The sequence below is a fragment of the Pseudomonas sp. N-1-13 genome, assembly GCF_057787095.1.
In genome coordinates this window covers 3,142,417-3,162,986 of record NZ_JBYNRI010000001.1, presented here as the reverse complement: position 1 = coordinate 3,162,986, position 20,570 = coordinate 3,142,417, and the positions used below count along the sequence as shown (strand labels likewise).

The following is a 20,570-nucleotide window of genomic DNA, read 5'->3' as shown; positions in this document are numbered from 1 at the left end:
CTAAACATCAGGCTTACATAAGGCGTTCCTATGACCGGTATATCTGCTGTACCACCAGCTACATCAATCCTGCCGACTTCAGAAAACAAGACGCAGGCAACGACCAACGGAGCGGACTTCCACTCCCAATTGCAGGCTCAGTCCAAGTCAGTCGTGCAACAACCGGACATGACCAGCGCCCAACAGTTATCGGATTCGGCCACCAACGGGTCACTCCGGCCGGAGATGGAAGCAATTCGTCAATTATTAGCATGGCGCAAGAACACCGACAGCGCCCCGAGCAGACCAGGCCGATCAGTGCCAGGTACGCGAGCCAGTGGCTTGGATAGTGTGGACTTGAACTTTCCCGATCGAGACGTTTTGGCTAGCAGTGAGGTTATCAAACAGGCCTGCGCAAATGTGGAGGGTAGACGGCTCTACTTGAAGTCCTTTGATGAGCGGAGCGTGTGTACTTTCAATGGCGAACAAAGCGAACTCTCCTCTGATGAAATCTGCGAAGGGGGGGTGAATGCGTTCGCCACTGCGGTGGCTCTTTCCCCGATAACCCTCACCTGGTTACCGATTGAGATTGTTAGAGCACCACTACGGTCGCCTGGTATAGGGATTTTTCGCCGTCGCAAGCCCTCTTCAGTCGAGAGCCACGTTGTCGCCCCGTCAATTTCAGAGGAAAGGGGAAGGGGGTTCGAAACAGACGAATCTCGATAACTCTTTCGCCGTGGGCAAGTATCTCTATGGAGAAAGCAGCTACGCCAATCAAACCAATGCAGGTACCGGAAACCAGGTAGCGATCAATTCCGTCTTTCGACATACATCAGCGTTGCAAGACTTCGCGAACGACAGCGTTTTTACTGGCAGAGACGTGTAGAGCCCCAACCACCACCGGTAGCATCGGCTGGCCAATACCCAATAGTGAATTAAGCTATGAGGGCTGACCGCCTCCCGGCTCAAGTCGCTTTCAGGACACGTTAAGTCGTCTGTGTGCAATCGCCGCCCCCCGGGAGTGGCAAGCTGTAACGATGCCCCGGACCTGGTGCGCCTAGACACTTGGCCGGAGAGCGAGAATGGTGACTGGATCAGCCACGCGTCCGTGACGTGGCCCGGCACCGCAGCCAAGACTCCGGACGGTCGTCGCGTTGCGGCGGTATCGTTCGAGATGCCGAGGTACGTTTATGCCTGATGAGACGCTTCACCTGCCTCTGATTCATAGCGTGTTGCAGCGCGAAAAGGACACTCCCGGTGCCTTGCTGCCGATTCTCCACGCCATCCAGGAAGGCTGCGGGTACGTTCCCGACGCCGCCGTCCCGGAGATTGCCCATGCCTTGAACCTCAGCCAGGCTGAAGTGCGCGGCGTAATCAGCTTCTACCACGACTTCCGTACCTCGCCGCCGGCGCGCCACACGCTACGTCTGTGCCGGGCCGAGTCCTGCCAGAGCATGGGGGCCGAAGGTCTGGCTGCGCAGTTGCGTGAGCAATTGGCGCTGGATGACCATGGCACCAGTGCCGATGGCAGCATCAGCCTGCGTCCCGTCTATTGCCTGGGTGCCTGCGTCTGTTCACCTGCTCTGGAACTGGACGGCGAGCTGCATGCACGGTTAACCCCCGAGCGCTTGCGCGAGCTGGTGAAGGGTTGTCTGGAGGAGGGCGCATGCTGAAGCTCTGTATCCCCCGTGATTCAGTGGCCCGCGCCGTGGGGGCGGACAAGGTCGCCGTGGCGCTGGTGAGTGAGGCCGAGCGTCGACAACTGCCGCTTGAACTGCGCCGCACCAGCTCCCGTGGGCTCTATTGGTTGGAGCCGATGCTGGAGCTTGAAACCGCCGAGGGCCGACTGGGCTTTGGCCCGATCACGCCGCAAGACGTGCCGAGCCTGCTTGATGCCCTGGCGGGAGATCCCGCCAGTCATCCGTTGGCCTTGGGGCTGGTCGAGGAAATTCCGTACCTCAAAAGCCAGCAGCGTCTGCTGTTTGCGCGTGCCGGCATCACTCAACCGCTGTCCCTGGACGATTACCGTGCCCAAGGTGGCTTTCTCGGGCTTGCGCGGGCGATCCAGATGGACGGCGCCGACGTGGTCGCCAGCGTGCTCGATTCCGGCCTGCGTGGCCGCGGTGGCGCGGCGTTCCCGGCGGGCATCAAGTGGCGCACCGTTCGCGACGCGGTAGGCGCACAGAAGTATGTGGTGTGTAACGCCGATGAGGGCGACTCCGGCACGTTTGCCGACCGCATGCTGATGGAAGGCGATCCGTTCCTTTTGATCGAAGGCATGATTATCGCGGGCATCGCCGTCGGCGCGACCATGGGCTACATCTACGTGCGTTCGGAATACCCGGACGCGGTAGCCACCCTCAATGCCGCCCTGGGCATCGCTCGCCAGGCAGGTTATCTGGGGACGAACGTGGGCGGCAGCGGTCGCGCGTTCGAGCTGGAAGTCCGGGTGGGCGCGGGGGCCTACATCTGTGGTGAGGAAACCGCCTTGCTGGAATCGCTGGAGGGCAAGCGCGGCACCGTTCGCGCCAAACCGCCATTGCCGGCGCTGCAAGGTTTGTTCGGGCTACCGACACTGGTCCACAACGTGCTGACCCTGGCCTCGGTGCCCGTGATCCTGGAGAAGGGCGCACAGTTTTACCGTGATTTCGGCATGGGCCGTTCCTTGGGCACGATGCCTTTTCAACTGGCGGGCAACATCCGTCACGGCGGCCTGGTAGAGCGCGCCTTCGGTTTGAGCCTGCGTGAGCTGGTGGAAGGTTATGGGGGCGGTACCGCCAGTGGGCGGCCGCTCAAGGCCGCGCAAGTGGGCGGGCCGTTGGGTGCCTGGGTGCCGCCTTCGCAGTTCGACACGCCGCTGGACTACGAGGCATTCGCCGCCATGGGCGCCATGCTCGGCCACGGTGGTGTGGTGGTTGCCGACGACAGCCTGGACATGGCCCGGATGGCCCGTTTTGCCTTGCAGTTCTGCGCCGAGGAATCCTGCGGCAAGTGCACGCCGTGCCGGATCGGTTCCACCCGTGGCGTGGAAGTGGTGGACCGCTTGATCGCCAGCACCGATGCCGCTGCGCGCCAGGAGCAGGCACGGCTGCTGCAAGACCTTTGCGACACCATGCAGTACGGCTCGCTCTGCGCCCTGGGTGGGATGACTTCCTTTCCCGTCGGCAGCGCCCTCAAGCATTTTCCCGCCGACTTCGGTCTGGCGACCACGGAGGCCGACCAATGATCAATATCTTCGACCCAAGCAGCGATATCGACCTCGGCACCCCGGCGCGTGAAAGCGACGTGCAGGTCAGCCTGACCATTGATGGCCGCGAAATCAGCGTCGCCTCTGGCACCTCGGTGATGCGCGCGGCGGCCATGCTCGGCACCACCATTCCAAAACTCTGCGCCACCGACAGCCTGGAAGCCTTCGGCTCCTGCCGCATGTGCCTGGTGGAGATCGACGGTATGCGTGGCTACCCGGCCTCCTGCACCACGCCGGTGACACAAGGCATGGTGGTGCGCACCCAAACGTCCAGACTGGCCGATCTGCGGCGCAACGTGATGGAAATGTACATTTCCGATCACCCGCTGGACTGCCTGACGTGCGCCGCCAACGGCAACTGTGAATTGCAGACGGTGGCGGGGCAGGTGGGCCTGCGCGAGGTGCGCTACGGCTACGAGGGTGCCAATCACCTGGCCGAAGCCAAGGACGTCTCCAACCCTTATTTCGAGTATGACCCGAGCAAATGCATCGTCTGTAACCGTTGTGTGCGCGCCTGTGAGGAAATCCAGGGCACGTTTGCCCTGACCATCACCGGACGCGGCTTCGATTCCCGCGTGGCGGCGGCCGGCGGTGACAACTTCCTCGACTCCGAATGCGTCTCCTGCGGCGCCTGTGTCCAGGCCTGTCCGACGGCGACCCTGATCGACAAGAGCGTTGTGGAGGTCGGCCAGCCGGAGCGCAGCGTCATCACCACCTGTGCCTATTGCGGTGTAGGCTGCTCCTTCCGCGCCGAAATGAAAGGCGAGCAACTGGTGCGCATGGTCCCGGACAAGAACGGCCAGGCCAACCATGGGCACTCCTGCGTCAAGGGCCGTTTCGCCTGGGGTTACGCCACCCACCCAGACCGCATCACCAAACCGATGATCCGCAAGCACATCAGCGACCCGTGGCAGGAAGTCAGCTGGGAAGAGGCGGTCAACTACGCGGCCAGCGAATTACGGCGTATCCAGCTCAAATACGGGCGCGACTCCATCGGTGGCATCACCTCCAGCCGCTGCACCAACGAAGAAACCTACCTGGTGCAGAAACTGGTGCGCACCGCTTTCGGCAACAACAACGTCGACACGTGCGCCAGGGTCTGCCATTCGCCCACCGGTTATGGCCTCAAGCAGACCTTGGGCGAATCCGCCGGCACCCAGAATTTCGACTCGGTGATGAAGGCCGACGTGATCCTGGTGATGGGCGCCAACCCCACCGACGCACACCCGGTGTTCGGCTCCCAGCTCAAGCGTCGCTTGCGCCAGGGCGCGCGGCTGATCGTCATCGACCCGCGTCGTATCGATCTGGTGGACTCACCCCATGCCCGTGCCGAACTGCACTTGCAACTGCGTCCGGGGACCAACGTGGCCATGCTCAATGCGCTGGCCCATGTGATTGTCACTGAGGGGCTGGTCAACCAGCCTTTTGTCGAGGAGCGCTGCGAGGCGGCGGACTTCGCCCGGTGGCGCGACTTCGTCAGCCAGCCGGAAAACTCGCCCGAAGTCCTCGGACCGGTGTGTGGCGTGCCCGCCGAGCAGATCCGCGCCGCCGCGCGGCTTTACGCCAGCGTTGACAATGCCGCTATCTACTACGGCCTCGGTGTCACCGAACACAGTCAGGGCAGCACCTCGGTGATGGGTATCGCCAACCTAGCCATGGTCACCGGCAATATTGGCCGCGAAGGGGTCGGGGTGAATCCGCTGCGCGGGCAGAACAACGTCCAGGGTTCCTGCGACATGGGTTCTTTCCCCCACGAGCTGCCGGGCTATCGGCACATTTCCAACGAGACGGTACGTGCCCAGTTCGAACAGGCCTGGAACGTGACCCTGCAACCTGATCCAGGGCTGCGCATTCCCAATATGTTCGAAGCGGCCCTGGACGGGACCTTCAAGGCGCTTTACTGCCAGGGCGAGGATATCGCCCAGAGTGACCCGAACACCCAGCACGTGACCGCGGCCCTGTCGGCCATGGAATGCGTGGTGGTGCAGGATATCTTCCTCAACGAGACGGCCAAGTTCGCCCATGTGTTCCTGCCGGGCAGCTCGTTCCTTGAGAAGGACGGCACCTTCACCAACGCCGAGCGCCGCATTTCCCGGGTGCGCAAGGTGATGGAACCGCTGGCCGGTAAGGCCGACTGGGAAGCCACCGTGGCCCTGGCCGATGCCTTGGGCTACAAGATGCACTACAACCATCCTTCGCAGATCATGGACGAGATCGCTCGCCTGACCCCTACCTTCAGCCGCGTCAGCTACGCCGAACTGGATCGTCACGGCAGCCTGCAATGGCCGTGCAACGACGCCGCGCCCGACGGCACGCCGACCATGCACATCGAGCAGTTCGTGCGTGGCAAGGGACGCTTCATGCTCACCGGCTATGTACCCACCGAGGAGAAGGTCAACAGCCGTTATCCGTTGCTACTGACCACCGGGCGGATCCTTAGCCAGTACAACGTCGGCGCCCAGACCCGACGCACCGACAACGTGGCCTGGCACGAGGAAGACCGGCTGGAAATTCATCCGACTGACGCCGAAAACCGCGGCATCGTCGAGGGTGACTGGGTCGGTATCGGCAGTCGCGCCGGGCAGACCGTGCTGCGTGCGAAAGTCACCGAGCGGGTGGCGCCAGGGGTGGTCTACACCACCTTCCACTTCCCCGAATCGGGCGCCAACGTCATCACCACCGACAACTCCGACTGGGCCACCAACTGCCCGGAATACAAAGTGACGGCGGTCGAGATCGTGCGGGTCAGCCAGCCTTCCGAATGGCAGAAGCGCTACCAGGCCTTCAGTGATGAACAGGGACGTCTGCTCAGAGAGCGTCGCCATGCCGAGAAAGCCGAGGTACGGCGATGAGTTCCGAAAGCCTGATCAAGATGGCCAACCAGATCGCGCAGTACTTCGCCAGTGAACCGGATCACGAGCAGGCGGTGAACGGTGTGCGCCAACACATGAAGAACTTCTGGACGCCGGCCATGCGTCGCCAGTTGAGTGCTTGGCAAACCGAGCATCCGGGCGCAGTACTGCATCCTTTGGTGCTGGCGGCACTGACGGAAACGACCGAGGGGGCGGTCTAGCAGGGCCTGCGATGGCGGGAACGGGCAAAGCCCTGGCCGGTTCATCGTCGAAGACGTATGACAAAACCGGTCAGGGCTGTGGTCAACTCAGGGATCTGTCAGTTGACAGTGATGTAGGGGTCCCAGCTGTAGTTCGGACCAATCTGGTTCAGGTTTCGGTCCAGCAGCACGAAGGTAACGGTGTACCAGAGTTTTCCTGCGTTCAGGGCCGTGGACTGCCAGAAGGTGTAGGTCACGTCAGTTTTGGCGATGCCGTGGGGGGCGCCCTTGTCCAGGTACGGCACCGGGATATTCGGGATGTTGTAGGAGATCGGGGTCGACATGGAACCTGGGTAATCACCGCCCTGGTGAGGGTTGCCTTGCTGGACGTTGGTGATCAGTGCGACGCGGTCGAAGTTGCGCGACAGGGTCGTTGCGCGCCAGCGGATGTTGTCGCCGGGGTTCACGTCGATCCACAACTCGTCGCCACCTTCGCCGGTGTTGCCGCTGGCTTGCTTGTCGACCGCATCGCGGCTCACCAGCATGGCCACTGCGCCACCGACATCGCCAGGATGGGCGATCAGGTAATCGGCATCAATCGTGACAAGCACATCAATTGTTTGGGTCGCTCCAGACATTTTGTTGCTCCTTGATCGTAGTGACATCGACGACCGCGCCCTCAAAGGGCGTCCGGGCCACCCGGTCCCTGGGTGCGGTCTCGGGGGGAACGATAGAAGACGGCTTTATGGAGTCAAATTTCGATTTCTTGACGCTGAAAAAGCGCAGCGAAGCGCGACGGCGGCATGTCCTTGATTCGGTTCCGAACCGGACATTTTCGTAAGATGCATCGGGTGAAATTCTGGCGGCATGCGTAGGTGAAGGCGCACAGCGCATGTCTGTCTTTGCCTTCAATGCCGCCACGGACACGCCGCAGGAATTGGTCAGCCGCCGTGCTCGGTCCTGCGGCTGCTGACTTCCGCCGGTACGTCATCCCCGGCCATGCGTTTGCGAAACAACGCGGCGCGGGCCAGCAACAGGGTGGTCACCGGTACCGTGATGGACAGCAGGATCGGTATCAGCCAGGCATGCAGAACCGGCGCGGACTTGAGCGCTGAAAAATAGATGATCGAGGCCAGCGCCACGCACCAGGCGCCCAATGTCGAAGCCAGGGCCGGCGGGTGCATGCGCTGGAAATAATCCTTCAAACGCACCAGGCCGATCGCTCCGGCCAGGGCGAACAGGCTGCTGAGCACCAGCAGGATCGCCACGGGAATTTCGACCCACATCGACAGTTCGCCGCTCATTCAATCACCTCGCCGCGCAACAGGAACTTGGCCAGGGCGAACGAGCCGACAAAGCCGAACAGGGCGATCATCAGCGCCGCCTCGAAATAGGTGTCACTGGCGTAACGAATGCCCAGCACCAGCATCATCAGCATCGCCACGATGTACAGATAGTCCAGGGCCAGTACCCGGTCTTGCGCTGACGGTCCCTTGAACAGACGCAGCAAGGTCAGCACCATCGTCAGGGAGAACAGGAACAGGCTCAACAGGATCGCGTTGGACAGCAATGGGCTCATTCGAAAATCTCCATCAGCGGCCGCTCGAAGGTGGTCTTGAAGTGCGTAATGAATGCCGCTTCGTCTTCCAGATCGAACACGTGCAGCAGCAGGACGCTGCGATCCAGGGCCAGTTCCGACCAGACCGTGCCGGGAATCACTGTGGTGATCATCGACAGCGCCGCCAGGCCATTGGCATCGTGCAGGTCCAGCGGCACCTTGATGAACCGCGAGCGAGGTGGGCGGTGTCCAGCGTTGATCACACTCCAGGCCACGGCCAGATTGGACACCAGCACTTCGCGACCCACCAGCAGGAACAACCGCAGCACTGCCCAGGGCCGCCGAATATGGATGGGCCTGGGGCGCAACGGGCGCATCATTAAAGGTGCCAGCACGCCCAGTGCCGCTCCCAGCAGCAGATGCCCTGCGCTGAGGGACAGGTTCAACAGCAGCCAGAGCAACCAGAGTGCCAGGGACAACCACGGAGCAGGAAACAGACGTTTCATGGTTGCACCTCCGTCAGCGCGCTGTCCGCTTTCGGGCCGGGGACGGGGCGGGTAGCGAGCACCGACATCACGTAATGGTCGGGGGTGTTCAGCCCGGCGGCCGCCTCCTGGGTGTAGCGCAGCAGTGGCTCGGCCTTGAAGGTCAGCGCGATGCCCAACCCCAGCAGCACGATGATCGGCAGGCACTCGGAAGGTCGCAACAAGGGTGACGGTCGTTCTTGCGGCGTCCAGAAGCGCTGGATACCCAGGCGCGAGAAAGCGATCAACGACGCCAGCCCCGACAGGATCAACAGCGCCAACAAGCCCCACGCCTGGTTCGACACCGGTTCCACACTGTCCCCAAGCCCCTGAGGATTGAGCAATGCGCTCATGAGCCCCAGCTTGCCGATGAACCCCGAAAGTGGCGGCATGCCCACCACCAACAGCGTGCAGGCGATGAAACTCAAGCCGAGGAAGGCCATGGTCCAGGGAATGACTTGCCCGATGACGGCTTTCTGTTCGTCATCGAGGTTGATGCCCTTGGGCGGTTGCAAGGATTCCAGTGGCCGAGGCAGAACATCGAGATCGTCCTCCAGCGACGGCTCATTGGCCGAGCGCGAGCGTTCGATCAGCTCGGCCAGCAAGAACAACGCACAGAGTGCCAGGGTCGAACTCACCAGATAAAACAGCGCCGCACCTACCAGGTTTGGCTGGGCAAAGCCGATGGCCGACAACAGGATTCCGGCGGACACCAGGATACTCAGGCTGGCCATGCGCTCCAGGCGCTGGGCCGCAAGAATGGCGATGGCGGCACAGATGATCGTCGCCATGCCGCCGTAGATCAGCCAGTCGCCGCCGAAATATGCCGAGGCACCGGCCTGGCCGGAGAACAGCAACGTCCACAGGCGCAGGATCGTGTAGACGCCCACCTTGGTCATGATCGCGAACAGGGCCGCCACCGGCGCACTGGCGGCGCTGTAGGCCGGCACCAGCCAGAAGTTCAGCGGCCACATGCCGGCCTTGGCCAGGAACGCCACCGCCAGGATGCCCGCCCCGGCGTGCAGCAAGCCCCGGTCGGCTTCCGGCACCAGGGGCACCTTCAACGCCAGGTCAGCCATGTTCAATGTGCCGGTGACGCCATAGATCAGCGCCGCGCCGATCAGGAACAGCGAGGAGGCCAGCAGGTTGATGGAAATGTAGTGCAACCCCGACGACACCCGCGCCCGGCCCGAGCCGTGCAGCATCAAACCGTACGAAGCTGCCAGCAGCACCTCGAAGAACACAAACAGATTGAACAGATCCGCGGTCAAGAAGGCCCCATAGAGGCCCATCAACTGGATCTGGAACAGCGCATGGAAACTCGCGCCGGCGCGATCCCAACGGGCTGTGGCGAACAGCAAGGCACTGACGCCGATGATGCCGGTCAACACCAGCATCAACGCCGACAGACGATCGACCACCAATACGATGCCGAACGGCGCCTGCCAGTTGCCCGGCAGGTACACGCCGATGGAGGCGGGCAGGGCCTGGTCCTGGGTCCAATGTAACAACAGCATGGCGATGCCCAGGCCCAGCAGGCTGGAAAACAGATTGATCCGCGCTTTGAGCGGGCGATGCTTCTCGCCCAGCATGAGCATCAGCGCAGCGGTCAGCAGCGGCAGCAGGATCGGCGCGGCGATCAAATGAGGCGTCAACATCATTCCTTGGGCTCCCGACCGTCCACATGGTCCGTGCCGGTCAAGCCCCGGGAAGCCAGCAGGACCACCAGGAACAGCGCGGTCATGGCGAAGCTGATCACAATCGCAGTGAGGACCAGCGCTTGGGGCAGTGGGTCGGTGTAATGCAGCAGGTCCTGGGGTATGCCGTCCTTGATGATCGGCTCCTTGCCGATGAACAGGCTGCCCATGCTGAAGATAAACAGATTGACGCCATAGGACAGCAGGCACAGGCCCATGACCACTTGGAACGTCCGTGGCCGCAGCACCAGCCAGACCCCGGAGGCGGCCAGCACGCCGATTGCTATTGCGATGACTTCTTCCATCAGGCCGCGCCTCCCGCTACCGGTTGTGCAATGGGTTTTGGATGCAGGCCAGGCTTGTGGGCCCGCACCGACTGGTGAGCCAGAGCGGTGAGAATCAACAGGGTCGAACCGACCACCACGGCGTAGACGCCGATGTCGAAGAACAGCGCGCTAGCCAAATGAATATCACCCAGCACCGGCAACTCGAAATGCCAGGTGTGGGTGGTCAGGAATGGATAACCCACGGCCATAGCTCCAAGCCCCGTGACCGTGGCGAACAACAGCCCCGTGCCCATCCAGCGCAGCGGACGCAGGCTCATTTGCGCTTCGACCCATTGGGTGCCGGCGACCATGTATTGCAGGATGAACGCCACCGACATCACCAGCCCGGCCACGAAACCGCCACCGGGTTGGTTGTGTCCGCGCATGAACAGGTAGAACGACACCACCAGGGAGATCGGCAGCAGCAAACGCACCAGCACCGACGGCACCATCATGAACCCCAGCGCGGTATCACTGGCGTGGCGCGGGTTGACCAGATCGGTGACCACGTCGGGCGCCAGCAGACGCTGTTGGGCCGGTAGCTGCATGCTTTCCTTGGGTGGCCGGAAACGTCGCAGCAGGGCGAAGACCGCCAGGGCCACCGCCACCAGCACCGTGACCTCGCCAAGGGTGTCGAAGCCACGGAAATCCACCAGCATCACGTTCACCACGTTGCTGCCGCCGCCCTCGGGCAAGGCCCGGCTCAGGTAAAACGATGAAATATCGTTGGGTGTCTGACGGGTCAGCATTGCGTAGGACAGCAGCGCCATGCCGCCACCCACGGCGATGGACAGCAGTAAGTCCCGCAGGCGGCGGATGCGCGCGCGTCGTTCGCTGTTAGGTCGCGGCGCTGCATCCTCGATCCGCCGGGGCAACCAGCGCAGGCCCAGCAGGATCAGCACGGTGGTGACCACTTCCACGGCCAGTTGCGTCAGGGCCAGATCGGGCGCCGAGAACCAGACGAAGGTCACGCAGGTCATCAGGCCGCAGACGCTGACCATGGTCAGGGCCGCGAGCCGGTGATACTTGGCTTGCCAGGCCGCGCCCAGGGCACAGGCAATTGCCAGCAGCCACAGGGTCACGAATACGATGGAGCCAGGGATCTTCGGCCGGTCACCCCACACCAGCGTGCTGTTGAGCATCGGGATCAGCCCGGCCAGTACGGCGGCCAGCACCAGCCAGAACAGCTGCGCTTGCAGGCGCCGGGTGCTGATCTTGCGCTCCAGCCGTCGGCCCTGGCGCATCATCAGCACCAAGCAGCGCTCGAACAGCCGCTTGCCGCTGAATCGGCCGATGAACGGTGGATGCTTGATGTGGCCCAGTTTGAACTGATTGCGCAGCAGCAGATAAAGCACGATGCCGCCGGACATCGCCACCAGGCTCATGATCATCGGCGCGTTCAGGCCATGCCAGATCGCCAGGCTGTACTCGGGCAACGGGCCGCCCACCACCGGCAATGCGGCGGCGGCCAGCAACGAGCCGACCACCTGGGCCGGGAAAATGCCCACCAGCAGACAGGCGAACACCAGCAACTCCACCGGTGCTCGCATCCAGCGTGGCGGTTCATGGGGGGTATGGGGCAGGTCGGTGGCCGGGGGGCCGAAGAACACGTCCACGGTAAAGCGCAGGGAGTAGGCGACGCTGAAAGTCCCGGCAATGGTGGCGATGATGGGTAGCGCCAGCTCGACCCAGGCCGTGGCGGAGATAAACACGGTTTCGGCGAAGAACATTTCCTTGGACAGGAACCCGTTGAGCAGCGGCACCCCGGCCATCGCCGCGCTGGCGACCATGGCCAGGGTGGCGGTGAACGGAATCAGCCGCACCAGGCCGCTGAGCCTTCGAATATCGCGGGTGCCGCTTTCGTGGTCGATGATCCCGGCGGCCATGAACAGCGAGGCTTTGAAGGTGGCGTGGTTAAGAATATGAAACACCGCCGCCACCGCAGCCAGCGGACTGTTGAGGCCCAGCAGCAGGGTGATCAACCCCAGATGGCTGATGGTGGAGTAGGCCAGCAGGCCCTTGAGATCGTTCTGAAACATCGCGCAGTAGGCGCCCAGCAACAACGTACAGGCCCCGGCGCCGCCGACGATGTAGAACCATTGTTCACTGCCCGACAGCGACGGCCACAACCGCGCCAGCAGGAATACGCCGGCCTTGACCATGGTGGCCGAATGCAGATACGCCGATACCGGAGTGGGCGCGGCCATGGCATGGGGAAGCCAGAAGTGGAAAGGGAACTGCGCGCTTTTGCTCAGCGCGCCGATCAGGATCAGCGGCAGCAGGATGGGGTAGAGAGCGTGGTCACGGATCAGGTTGCCGGCAGCCAGGACCTTGTCCAGGTCATAGCTGCCCACCACATGGCCGAGGATCATCACGCCGGCCAACAGGCACAGCCCGCCGGCCCCGGTCACCATCAAGGCCATGTAGGCACCGCGTCGGGCATCGGCGCGGTGATGCCAATAGCCGATCAGCAGGAATGAGAACAGGCTGGTCAGTTCCCAGAAAAACACCATCTGGATCAGGTTGCCGGAAATCACCAGGCCAAGCATGGCGCCCATGAAGGCCAGGAAAAACGCAAAGAAACGCGGCACCGGATCGTCCGGCGACATGTAGTAGCGGGCATACAGCGACACCAGCGTGCCGATGCCCAGCACCAGCATCGCGAACAGCCAGGCGAAACCGTCCAGGCGCAGCACGACATTCAGGCCCAGGCTCGGTAGCCAGAAATACTCCTCACGAATCACACCGCCGTCGGCGATCTGCGGGTACAGCAAAGCCACCTGAACGGTGCCGACCAAGGCCACGAGGCCTGCCAGCAAGGATTCGGCGTTACGGGCGTTATGCGGCAGCAGCGCCGCGACACAGCTGCCGATGAAGGGCAAAAGCAATAGAACTATCAGTGACATAGGCTTCTATTCGGCGGGAGTTTGTCAGGGATCATACGTGGCGAGCGTCCGATCACCAACCGCCAGCCTGTCGCAGAATCCTACAAGGCCGGTGGAGTTTTCCTATTTTGCGTGGGGTAGGAGCCGCCGAAGACGGCGATCTTCCTAGAGACAAAACTTCTCGAAAGGTTTTTCGATTGCCTCAGCGTTCGCGCTCGAGCACCTCATCCGCCTCGTTGACAATTTTGCCGCGGGTTTTCAGTTCACTGACGATCACCGCCGCCACGATCAACACCGCACCTACCAGCGCAATCGCCGGCAACCGCTCGCCGGCCAGGCGCCCGGCAATACCGGCCCACACCGGCTCGCCGGCATAGATCAGCGTGGCGCGGGTGGGCGAGACGCTTTTCTGCGCCCAGTTCATCGCCACCTGGATCGCCGCGCTGGCCGCCCCCAGGCCCACGGCGCTGATCAGCAACAGCCAGGAAAAGTCCGGAATTCTTTCCTGGGTGGGCACCACCATCAAAAATGCCAGCACCGCCGTGCTTGCCAGTTGCACCACGGTTACCCGGCGCACATCGACCTGACCGGCGTAGGCACTGATCAGGATGATTTCGGCGGCAATGGCGATGGCGCTGATCAGCGTGGCGATTTCACCGGGGCTGAAATTCAACGATGCCCCGGCCGGGCCCGACACCAGCATCAACCCGGTGAAGGCCAGCATGATGCCCAGGCTCGGCATCAAGCCGGGCCGACGGCCCAGCACCAGCCACTGCAACAGCGGCACGAACGGCACGTAAAGTGCGGTGATGAACGCCGATTGACTGCTGGGAATGGTCTGCAGGCCGACGGTCTGCAAGCCATAGCCGAGCATGATCGCCACGCCGATGAAGCTCCCAGCCTTGAGTTCGAACAAGGTCAGGTCCCGCAGATGCCGCCACGAAAACAGCGCGACAAAGGCAGCAGCGGCGGCAAACCGCAGGCCCACGAAAAACATCGGCCCGCTGAGCGTCATAGCGTGTTGCACCAGCAAGAAAGTCCCGCCCCAGATCATGGTGATCAGCACCAGCACGCATTCGGCCTTGCTGAACCTTGAGAAACGGGAGGAAGCTTGAGGGGAGTTCACCGATGCCATGACCTTGCGCGCCACTTGAGGCGGACGCACAATGCGCCCGAAGAAGGTGGGCAGTATAATGCGCAACCCCAGCAGATGAGCAATATAGTGCACAAAGAAAACGGCCAGCGGGCATCCGTCCTGCAACACGTCAGCCAGAACGTCCGCCGCCTGCGGCACGCCGCGCAGCTCAGTCAGACAACCCTGGCCGAACTGTCAGGGGTCAGCCGGCGCATGTTGGTGGCCATCGAGGCCGGCGAAAAGAACGTCAGCCTGACCACCCTTGACCGTGTCGCCGAAGCCCTCGACGTGGCCTTTAGCGACTTGATTCAGGCCCCCGATGCCCGCGACCCGAGTCGCATCAACGAACTGGCCTGGGCCGGTACCATCCCCGGCAGCAAAGCCGTGCTGCTGGCCAAGGCCACCGCCAGTCGCGAAGTCGAACTTTGGGAATGGCGCCTGGAGCCCGGTGAGCATTACCCATCCGAACCTGATGCCGATGGCTGGAGCGAGCAGCTCTATGTGTTCGAAGGCTGCCTGACCCTGACGCTGGGCAGCGCAGAGCACCAGATAGGCACCGGTGAGTTTTTCATGTTTGCCAGCAACCAGCCCCATGCCTATCGCAATGAGGGTCCGGTGGCGACAAGATTCGTACGCAACGTGGTGATTTGATTCCTGGAGAGCGACATGCATACAGCGCTGGATCGACCTGGCAGCAGCATCACCCGCGAGGCCGATGTCCTGATCATCGGCGGTGGTCTGAGCGGAGCCATGCTGGCGGCGCAGCTACTGCGCCTGCCTGGCCGGCGCAACGTGCTGATCGTTGAGCCGCGCAGCGAGTTGGGCCGGGGCGAGGCCTACAGCGCCGTGGAGCTGGGCCACACCTTGAACGGCAACGCCGCGCGGATGAGCGTCGATCCAGACAACGCCGATGACTTGACTCAATGGCTCGCCGAATTCATCGAAGCCGGTGGTTGGCCCGAGTCGGATCAACAGCATGTGCCGGTCAGCGAGCTGTTCCCGCCCCGGGGAATCTTTGGTTTATATGTGCAGCAGCGCCTGGCGGAAGCCCGGGCGCTGGGGGCCCGTAATGGCTCTGTGGCGGAGCATGTGCGCGGGGAGGCCGTGGATCTGCAGGTCGCCGGTGATGCCGTGCTGCTTACGCTTGACGATGGCCAGACGTTGCGCGGACGTTTCGCGGTGCTCGCCACCGGCATGTTCCCGGCGGCGCGGACCCCGCAGACCGAATCCAGCGGCTTGAATGCCGCCGCGCTGGACCCTTGGGATGTAGCGGCGATGCGTCGGCTCGATCCGCAATCCATGGTGTTGATCATTGGCTCAGGGCTGACGATGGTGGATGCCGTGGTGTCCCTCGAGCAGGCCGGGCATCGCGGACCTATCGAAGTGTTTTCCCGCCATGGCCTGCTGCCCCATGTGCGTCGACAACCGCCTGAGTGGGTGGACTTTCTCGCCGCCGATCACAGCCTCCGCTCGCCACGCCAATTAATGCGCGCTCTGCGTGAGCAATGCCGTCAGGCCCAGGCCGAAGGCATCGACTGGCAGGCCCCTCTGGACACGGTGCGTGCGCACATCGGGCGCTTGTGGAGCCAGGCCAGCGATGTGCAGCGCCGGCAATTCGTGCGGCATGTACGACCCTGGTGGGAGAGCCATCATCATCGTTCGCCGCCTTTGAGCGCTGAGCTGGTGGCGCGGTTGCACGAGGAAGGGCGGTTGCGGATCCAGGCAGCGTCGTTCAAGGGGCTGGCGCCGTCTGCCGAGGGAGCGGTGAACATCCGCATTCGCCGAAGGGGCGAGGCAGACCTGACGGTGGTGCAGGGGGCTGCGCTGATCAACTCCAGTGGCATTGAATACGATTGGCGCCGGGTTGCGCGACCGTTGCCCCAACAACTGCTGGCTCGCGGATTGGTCCAGCCCGGCCCGCTGACCCTGGGCATCGCCGCCCGTCCCGATGGCGCGGTGCTGGATGCCCAGGGCGAGCCTGCCAGTCGTCTGTTCGCCATGGGGCCACCGTTGCGCGGGATGTGGTGGGAAAGCACCGCCGTGACCGATGTGGCGAGCCAGGCCAAGGCGCTGGCGGCGCGGTTGGTTCAGTTGCAATCAACCTGAATATTGTCCCCCGTGGCGAGGGGATTTATCCCCGCTGGGGTGCGAAGCGCCCCTAAAGCTGACGCCTCGGTGTATCAGGCAGATTTTTTGGGGCCGCTGCGCGACCCAGCGGGGATAAATCCCCTCGCCACAAAGGGCGGCACAAATCGGCAGTGTGTCAGCCAGTCACGGTCACCCAGCGCTGTTCCCTCGCCGCCAGGCGAATCGCCGCCGCCAGCCGCTCCACTTCCCAGGCTTCTGCAAAATCGGTCCCGTCGCCGCCTTGGCCGGCGAGGGCCATGATCAGTTCCTGGACTTCCAGGGTCTTCAATTCGTTGTACCCCAACTGATGCCCGGCCGCTGGGCTGAACGCGGCATAGCCCGGCAGATCCGGGCCGGCCAGCAGACATTGGAAGCCCCCTTGGCCGACGCGGCACAGGCGCAGTTCATTCAGCCGTTCCTGATCGAACACCAGGGTGCCGAGCGTACCGCTGATCTCGAAGCTCAAGTGGTTTTTGTAGCCGTGCTTGAGCCAACTGCTGCTGACCGTGCCTCGGGCGCCGCTGGTGAAGCGCAGCAGGGCGTGGACTTGGTCATCCACGGCGATGGTGCGCTGCTCAGTGTTGCCGGCACTGGCGGGGCGTTGGCTGTGTACGGTCTGGCTGTCGGCACACACGGCCTCGACATCGCCCAATAAATGACGGGCCATGGCCAGCAAGTGACTGCCCAGGTCCGCCAATGCGCCGCCAGCGTGGGCGGCTTCGCAGCGCCATGACCATGGTGAGGTCGGATCGGCCATGAAGTCTTCGCTGAACTCGCCCTGGAAACTGATGATCTGCCCCAGTTCCCCGCGCCGGATCATGTCACGCGCCCGTTGAATGACTGGATTGTGCTGGTAGTTGTAGCCGACCCGCGTGACCACGCCGGCCGCCTTGGCTGCCCGTTGCATCTGGTCGGCCTGTTCCAGGGACACGGCCAGGGGCTTTTCACAATAAACCGGCTTGCCCGCTGCCAGCGCAGCCATGGCCATCGGGAAGTGCAAATGGTTGGGCGTGGTGATGGCGATCAGGCCGACCTTCGGGTCGTCGATCAGTTGTTGCCAGTCGCTGTGGGCCGTCTCGAACCCCCAGCTCTGGGCGCACTGCCGGGCACGCTGGGGATCGGCATCGGCCAGCGCCGCCAGTTTCAGGTTCAGGGGGAGGTCGAACACCGCTTTGGCATTGTGAAACGCCAAGGCATGGGCACGGCCCATGAAGCCAGTGCCAATCAGACCGATGCCGAGTTCGCGCATGAGAAAGAGCCCTTTGAATTTTTATTTTCAGAAGGGCTCTTTATGGAATAAATATTCGCACATTGCAAATGTTGGAATAAATATTCTCTTGTTGGCGCTCACTGCACCAACCCCCTGTGGGAGCGAGCCTGCTCGCGATAGCGGTGGAACAGTGACATCAATGCTGGCTGATCCAACGTCATCGCGAGCAGGCTCGCTCCCACAGGGGAAGCATCATCAGGAGAGGAAACCCCCATCCACATTCAACGCCACACCCGTGGTATAGCTGGACGCATCACTGGCCAGGTACAGCACCGCGCCGGCCATCTCGCTTGGATCGGCCACGCGCTTGAGCGGGATCTGCGCCAGGGCGGTTTTCAGAATCGCGTCGTTCTTGACCAGTGCCGAGGCGAACTTGGTGTCGGTCAGGCCCGGCAGCAAGGCATTGCAGCGGATGCCGAATTGCGCGCATTCCTTGGCGAACACCTTGGTCATGTTGATGACCGCGGCCTTGGTCACCGAGTAGATGCCCTGGAAGATCCCCGGCGAGATGCCATTGATCGACGCCACGTTGATGATGCTGCCGCCACCGTTTTCGCGCATCAGCTTGCCGGCTTCGACCGACATGAAGAAATAGCCGCGAATGTTCACGTCGACGGTTTTCTGGAATGCCCCCAGGTCAGTGTCCAGCACGTTGCAGAACTGCGGGTTGGTGGCGGCGTTGTTCACCAGGATGTCCAGGCGCCCGAACTGCTCCCGGATACCGGCAAATACCTGGCTGATCTGTTCCATTTCACCGATGTGGCAGGCGATGGCGGTCGCTTTGCCGCCAGCGGCGATGATGGCATCGGCCACGTGCTGGCAACCCTCGAGTTTGCGGCTCGAGACGATCACATGGGCGCCTTGCTGGGCCAGCAGTTTGGCGATGGCCTCGCCGATGCCGCGGCTGGCGCCGGAAACGAAAGCGATTTTACCGTCGAGGTCGAACAACTGAGTCTTGGACATGCTGTTTCCTTGTTATAGATGCGCTCAGAGCGTGGATTTGCTGATGACCTGCAGGCTCATCTGCTCCAGCAGTTTGTTCATCTGAACGAACTGCGCGAAGCGTTTGTCCTGGGTCTGGCCATGGAAGAAGCGGTAGTAGATCTGTTGGACGATGCCGGCCAGACGGAACAGGCCGTAGGTGTAATAGAAGTCGAAATTGTCGATGCGGATCCCGGAGCGTTCGGCGTAGTAATCGACGAACTCGCGACGGGTCAGCATGCCCGGTGCATGACTGGGCTGGCGGCGCATCAGTTGTACCGGGGCCGGGTCGCCGGCTTCGATCCAGTAGGCGAGGCTGTTGCCCAGGTCCATCAGCGGGTCGCCAATGGTGGTCAGTTCCCAATCCAGCACGCCGATGATCTGCATCGGGTTCTCTGGGTCGAGGATCACGTTGTCGAAGCGGTAGTCGTTGTGCACGATGCTGGAGGTGGGGTGGTCGGCAGGCATCTTCTCGTTGAGCCAAGCCTTGACCGCCTCCCATTTCGGCGCGTCCGGGGTCAGGGCTTTTTCGTAACGGTCGCTCCAGCCACGGATCTGCCGGGCCACGTAGCCTTCGGGCTTGCCCAGGTCGGCCAGGCCGCAGGCCTTGTAGTCAACCTGATGCAGTTCGACGAGGCGGTCGATGAAGCTCTTGCACAGGGCTTCGGTACGGGCAGCGTCAAAACCCAGTTCCGGCGGCAGGTCGGAGCGCAGGATGATGCCCTTGACCCGCTCCATCACGTAGAACTCGGCGCCCATCACCGACTCGTCGGTGCAGTGCACGTAGGCTTTCGGGCAATAGGGGAAACCTTCGCGCAACTGATTGAGGATGCGGAACTCACGGCGCATGTCGTGGGCGGACTTGGCTTTATGGCCGAACGGCGGGCGCCGCAGGACGAATTCCTGTTCAGGGTATTCCAGCAGGTAAGTCAGGTTCGAAGCGCCACCGGGAAACTGGCTGATCTGCGGCGTACCGGTCAGGCCTGGAATGTGGGCCTTGAGGTACGGGTCGATCAGACTGGCATCGAGTTCTTCACCGTCGCGGACACGGGTGGACTGATCAGTAAACGCCATGCTTATCCCTTCTGCTTATTTTGGAGGCCATCGATCATTGGCTAATCTAATGGCAGGTGAGAGGCGTCACAAGCACGCCAGGGTCTTATAGGTTAGCGTGTTGCAGGATAATCAGCGGGCCTGATGCCGGGTGGATGAGCTATGGTTTCAGCGTCTGTCGCTTTTCAGGGAGCCATCGCGATGGGATGCCCGCAAGTCTGTGGCACCGCAACCTTGCAATGCAGTTTCGGCGCCGCCCCGGCGGTGCTCAATGTGCTGCCGGTCAATCGGTTGCTGACCGGCGGGATGCCGGCGGCGAATATCATGGATCACATTCCTCTGGTGAACATCACCACCTTCGGCATGTGTCAAAGCCTGGCTAACCCGACCGTCGCCGCTGCGACTGCCGCGGCATTGGGCGTGCTGACACCCATGCCGTGCATTCCTGCCACCGCAACGCCCTGGATCCCCGGCGGCCCACCGACCTTGCTGCTGGGCAACATGCCGGCCATCGATGCCAACAGCACCTTGATGTGTACCTGGGCCGGGGTGATCAAGATCGTCGTGCCGGGGCAGGTGCAGATGCTCATTCCCTGATTGGTGCGGACCTACAGGTAGGGATGATTTCCTGTGGGAGCGAGCCTGCTCGCGATAGCGGCGGTTCAGTTGGTGGAGATGTTGGCTGTGCCACCGTCATCGCGAGCAGGCTCGCTCCCACAAGGGTAAGGGGAAAGAT

At 62.5% G+C, this 20,570-nt stretch carries 18 protein-coding genes; 7 read left to right on the top strand and 11 right to left on the bottom strand.

The features are described from left to right. Positions 1–1,169 precede the first annotated feature (1,169 nt). From AC3I65_RS14230 to AC3I65_RS14215, 4 genes are read left to right on the top strand one after another with little or no spacing between them, the layout of a single operon-like run. Positions 1,170–1,652, top strand: coding sequence for a formate dehydrogenase subunit gamma (locus tag AC3I65_RS14230; RefSeq protein ID WP_047225711.1), 483 nt, complete (start codon positions 1,170–1,172; stop codon positions 1,650–1,652). Next, positions 1,646–3,205: a formate dehydrogenase beta subunit gene (locus tag AC3I65_RS14225; RefSeq protein WP_173406895.1), complete on the top strand. Its 1,560-nt coding sequence runs from the start codon at positions 1,646–1,648 to the stop codon at positions 3,203–3,205. Before AC3I65_RS14230 ends, AC3I65_RS14225 begins: the two co-directional genes overlap by 7 nt. Next, positions 3,202–6,078: a formate dehydrogenase subunit alpha gene (gene fdhF, locus AC3I65_RS14220; protein WP_488523899.1), complete on the top strand. Its 2,877-nt coding sequence runs from the start codon at positions 3,202–3,204 to the stop codon at positions 6,076–6,078. Before AC3I65_RS14225 ends, fdhF begins: the two co-directional genes overlap by 4 nt. Then, positions 6,075–6,299, top strand: coding sequence for a formate dehydrogenase subunit delta (locus AC3I65_RS14215; RefSeq protein ID WP_274090131.1), 225 nt, complete (start codon positions 6,075–6,077; stop codon positions 6,297–6,299). Before fdhF ends, AC3I65_RS14215 begins: the two co-directional genes overlap by 4 nt. A 98-nt stretch (positions 6,300–6,397) precedes the next feature. Here AC3I65_RS14215 and AC3I65_RS14210 read toward each other — a convergent pair whose 3' ends face one another. From AC3I65_RS14210 to AC3I65_RS14175, 8 genes are all read right to left on the bottom strand, one after another. Next, entirely contained in the window at positions 6,398–6,916 is a 519-nt protein-coding gene (locus AC3I65_RS14210) for an AidA/PixA family protein (RefSeq protein WP_047225715.1), read from the bottom strand. 303 nt (positions 6,917–7,219) lie between these two features. After that, positions 7,220–7,582 carry a Na+/H+ antiporter subunit G gene (locus AC3I65_RS14205; RefSeq protein WP_047225716.1) on the bottom strand — a complete coding sequence of 121 codons (363 nt, stop codon included), beginning with the start codon at positions 7,580–7,582 and terminating at the stop codon, positions 7,220–7,222. Next, positions 7,579–7,857 (bottom strand): K+/H+ antiporter subunit F, encoded by a 279-nt coding sequence (locus AC3I65_RS14200; RefSeq protein WP_047225717.1) that lies wholly within the window; start codon positions 7,855–7,857, stop codon positions 7,579–7,581. The genes AC3I65_RS14205 and AC3I65_RS14200 overlap by 4 nt, the downstream gene beginning before the upstream one ends. Continuing rightward, on the bottom strand, positions 7,854–8,342 hold the full coding sequence (locus AC3I65_RS14195) for a Na+/H+ antiporter subunit E (protein WP_139049914.1): 489 nt from the start codon (positions 8,340–8,342) through the stop codon (positions 7,854–7,856). The genes AC3I65_RS14200 and AC3I65_RS14195 overlap by 4 nt, the downstream gene beginning before the upstream one ends. Beyond that, the gene (locus AC3I65_RS14190; protein ID WP_488523898.1) at positions 8,339–10,021 is read right to left on the bottom strand and encodes a monovalent cation/H+ antiporter subunit D; all 1,683 of its coding nucleotides are present in this window, start codon (positions 10,019–10,021) and stop codon (positions 8,339–8,341) included. The genes AC3I65_RS14195 and AC3I65_RS14190 overlap by 4 nt, the downstream gene beginning before the upstream one ends. Then, a complete protein-coding gene (locus AC3I65_RS14185) occupies positions 10,018–10,362 on the bottom strand; it encodes a Na+/H+ antiporter subunit C (RefSeq protein ID WP_047225720.1) in 345 nt (114 codons plus the stop codon). The genes AC3I65_RS14190 and AC3I65_RS14185 overlap by 4 nt, the downstream gene beginning before the upstream one ends. Next, positions 10,362–13,289: a monovalent cation/H+ antiporter subunit A gene (locus AC3I65_RS14180; protein WP_322833942.1), complete on the bottom strand. Its 2,928-nt coding sequence runs from the start codon at positions 13,287–13,289 to the stop codon at positions 10,362–10,364. Before AC3I65_RS14180 ends, AC3I65_RS14185 begins: the two co-directional genes overlap by 1 nt. A 181-nt stretch (positions 13,290–13,470) precedes the next feature. Then, positions 13,471–14,496, bottom strand: a complete 1,026-nt coding sequence (locus AC3I65_RS14175) for a DMT family transporter (RefSeq protein ID WP_488523897.1) — start codon at positions 14,494–14,496, stop codon at positions 13,471–13,473. On the opposite strand from AC3I65_RS14175, the gene AC3I65_RS14170 reads away from it, so the two are divergent. Continuing rightward, complete coding sequence (locus AC3I65_RS14170) at positions 14,491–15,054, top strand: helix-turn-helix domain-containing protein (RefSeq protein WP_419417079.1); 564 nt, start codon at positions 14,491–14,493, stop codon at positions 15,052–15,054. The two genes, AC3I65_RS14175 and AC3I65_RS14170, sit on opposite strands and share 6 nt — an antisense overlap. 15 nt (positions 15,055–15,069) lie before the next feature. After that, positions 15,070–16,509, top strand: coding sequence for an FAD/NAD(P)-binding protein (locus tag AC3I65_RS14165; protein WP_487777018.1), 1,440 nt, complete (start codon positions 15,070–15,072; stop codon positions 16,507–16,509). Positions 16,510–16,666: 157 nt separating this feature from the next. Here AC3I65_RS14165 and AC3I65_RS14160 read toward each other — a convergent pair whose 3' ends face one another. The 3 genes from AC3I65_RS14160 to AC3I65_RS14150 form a co-directional block, all read right to left on the bottom strand. Beyond that, the gene (locus AC3I65_RS14160) at positions 16,667–17,779 is read right to left on the bottom strand and encodes a Gfo/Idh/MocA family protein (protein ID WP_188250792.1); all 1,113 of its coding nucleotides are present in this window, start codon (positions 17,777–17,779) and stop codon (positions 16,667–16,669) included. Positions 17,780–17,995: 216 nt separating this feature from the next. Continuing rightward, positions 17,996–18,763, bottom strand: coding sequence for an SDR family oxidoreductase (locus AC3I65_RS14155; RefSeq protein ID WP_047225726.1), 768 nt, complete (start codon positions 18,761–18,763; stop codon positions 17,996–17,998). 24 nt (positions 18,764–18,787) lie between these two features. Then, positions 18,788–19,855: a phosphotransferase family protein gene (locus AC3I65_RS14150; protein WP_488523896.1), complete on the bottom strand. Its 1,068-nt coding sequence runs from the start codon at positions 19,853–19,855 to the stop codon at positions 18,788–18,790. A gap of 180 nt (positions 19,856–20,035) precedes the next feature. Here AC3I65_RS14150 and AC3I65_RS14145 point away from each other — a divergent pair, with 180 nt between their 5' ends. Continuing rightward, positions 20,036–20,431 (top strand): DUF4280 domain-containing protein, encoded by a 396-nt coding sequence (locus AC3I65_RS14145; RefSeq protein WP_047225728.1) that lies wholly within the window; start codon positions 20,036–20,038, stop codon positions 20,429–20,431. Positions 20,432–20,570 lie beyond the last annotated feature (139 nt).

Bases quoted from the DNA above. Each gene is read 5' to 3' on its own strand.
- AC3I65_RS14215 (WP_274090131.1), top strand. From the start codon at position 6,075: ATGAGTTCCGAAAGCCTGATCAAGATGGCCAACCAGATCGCGCAGTAC.
- AC3I65_RS14160 (WP_188250792.1), bottom strand. From the start codon at position 17,779: ATGCGCGAACTCGGCATCGGTCTGATTGGCACTGGCTTCATGGGCCGT.
- fdhF (WP_488523899.1), top strand. From the start codon at position 3,202: ATGATCAATATCTTCGACCCAAGCAGCGATATCGACCTCGGCACCCCG.
- AC3I65_RS14190 (WP_488523898.1), bottom strand. From the start codon at position 10,021: ATGATGTTGACGCCTCATTTGATCGCCGCGCCGATCCTGCTGCCGCTG.
- AC3I65_RS14200 (WP_047225717.1), bottom strand. From the start codon at position 7,857: ATGAGCCCATTGCTGTCCAACGCGATCCTGTTGAGCCTGTTCCTGTTC.
- AC3I65_RS14230 (WP_047225711.1), top strand. From the start codon at position 1,170: ATGCCTGATGAGACGCTTCACCTGCCTCTGATTCATAGCGTGTTGCAG.
- AC3I65_RS14185 (WP_047225720.1), bottom strand. From the start codon at position 10,362: ATGGAAGAAGTCATCGCAATAGCAATCGGCGTGCTGGCCGCCTCCGGG.
- AC3I65_RS14150 (WP_488523896.1), bottom strand. From the start codon at position 19,855: ATGGCGTTTACTGATCAGTCCACCCGTGTCCGCGACGGTGAAGAACTC.
- AC3I65_RS14165 (WP_487777018.1), top strand. From the start codon at position 15,070: ATGCATACAGCGCTGGATCGACCTGGCAGCAGCATCACCCGCGAGGCC.
- AC3I65_RS14225 (WP_173406895.1), top strand. From the start codon at position 1,646: ATGCTGAAGCTCTGTATCCCCCGTGATTCAGTGGCCCGCGCCGTGGGG.
- AC3I65_RS14155 (WP_047225726.1), bottom strand. From the start codon at position 18,763: ATGTCCAAGACTCAGTTGTTCGACCTCGACGGTAAAATCGCTTTCGTT.
- AC3I65_RS14145 (WP_047225728.1), top strand. From the start codon at position 20,036: ATGGGATGCCCGCAAGTCTGTGGCACCGCAACCTTGCAATGCAGTTTC.
- AC3I65_RS14210 (WP_047225715.1), bottom strand. From the start codon at position 6,916: ATGTCTGGAGCGACCCAAACAATTGATGTGCTTGTCACGATTGATGCC.
- AC3I65_RS14180 (WP_322833942.1), bottom strand. From the start codon at position 13,289: ATGTCACTGATAGTTCTATTGCTTTTGCCCTTCATCGGCAGCTGTGTC.
- AC3I65_RS14205 (WP_047225716.1), bottom strand. From the start codon at position 7,582: ATGAGCGGCGAACTGTCGATGTGGGTCGAAATTCCCGTGGCGATCCTG.
- AC3I65_RS14195 (WP_139049914.1), bottom strand. From the start codon at position 8,342: ATGAAACGTCTGTTTCCTGCTCCGTGGTTGTCCCTGGCACTCTGGTTG.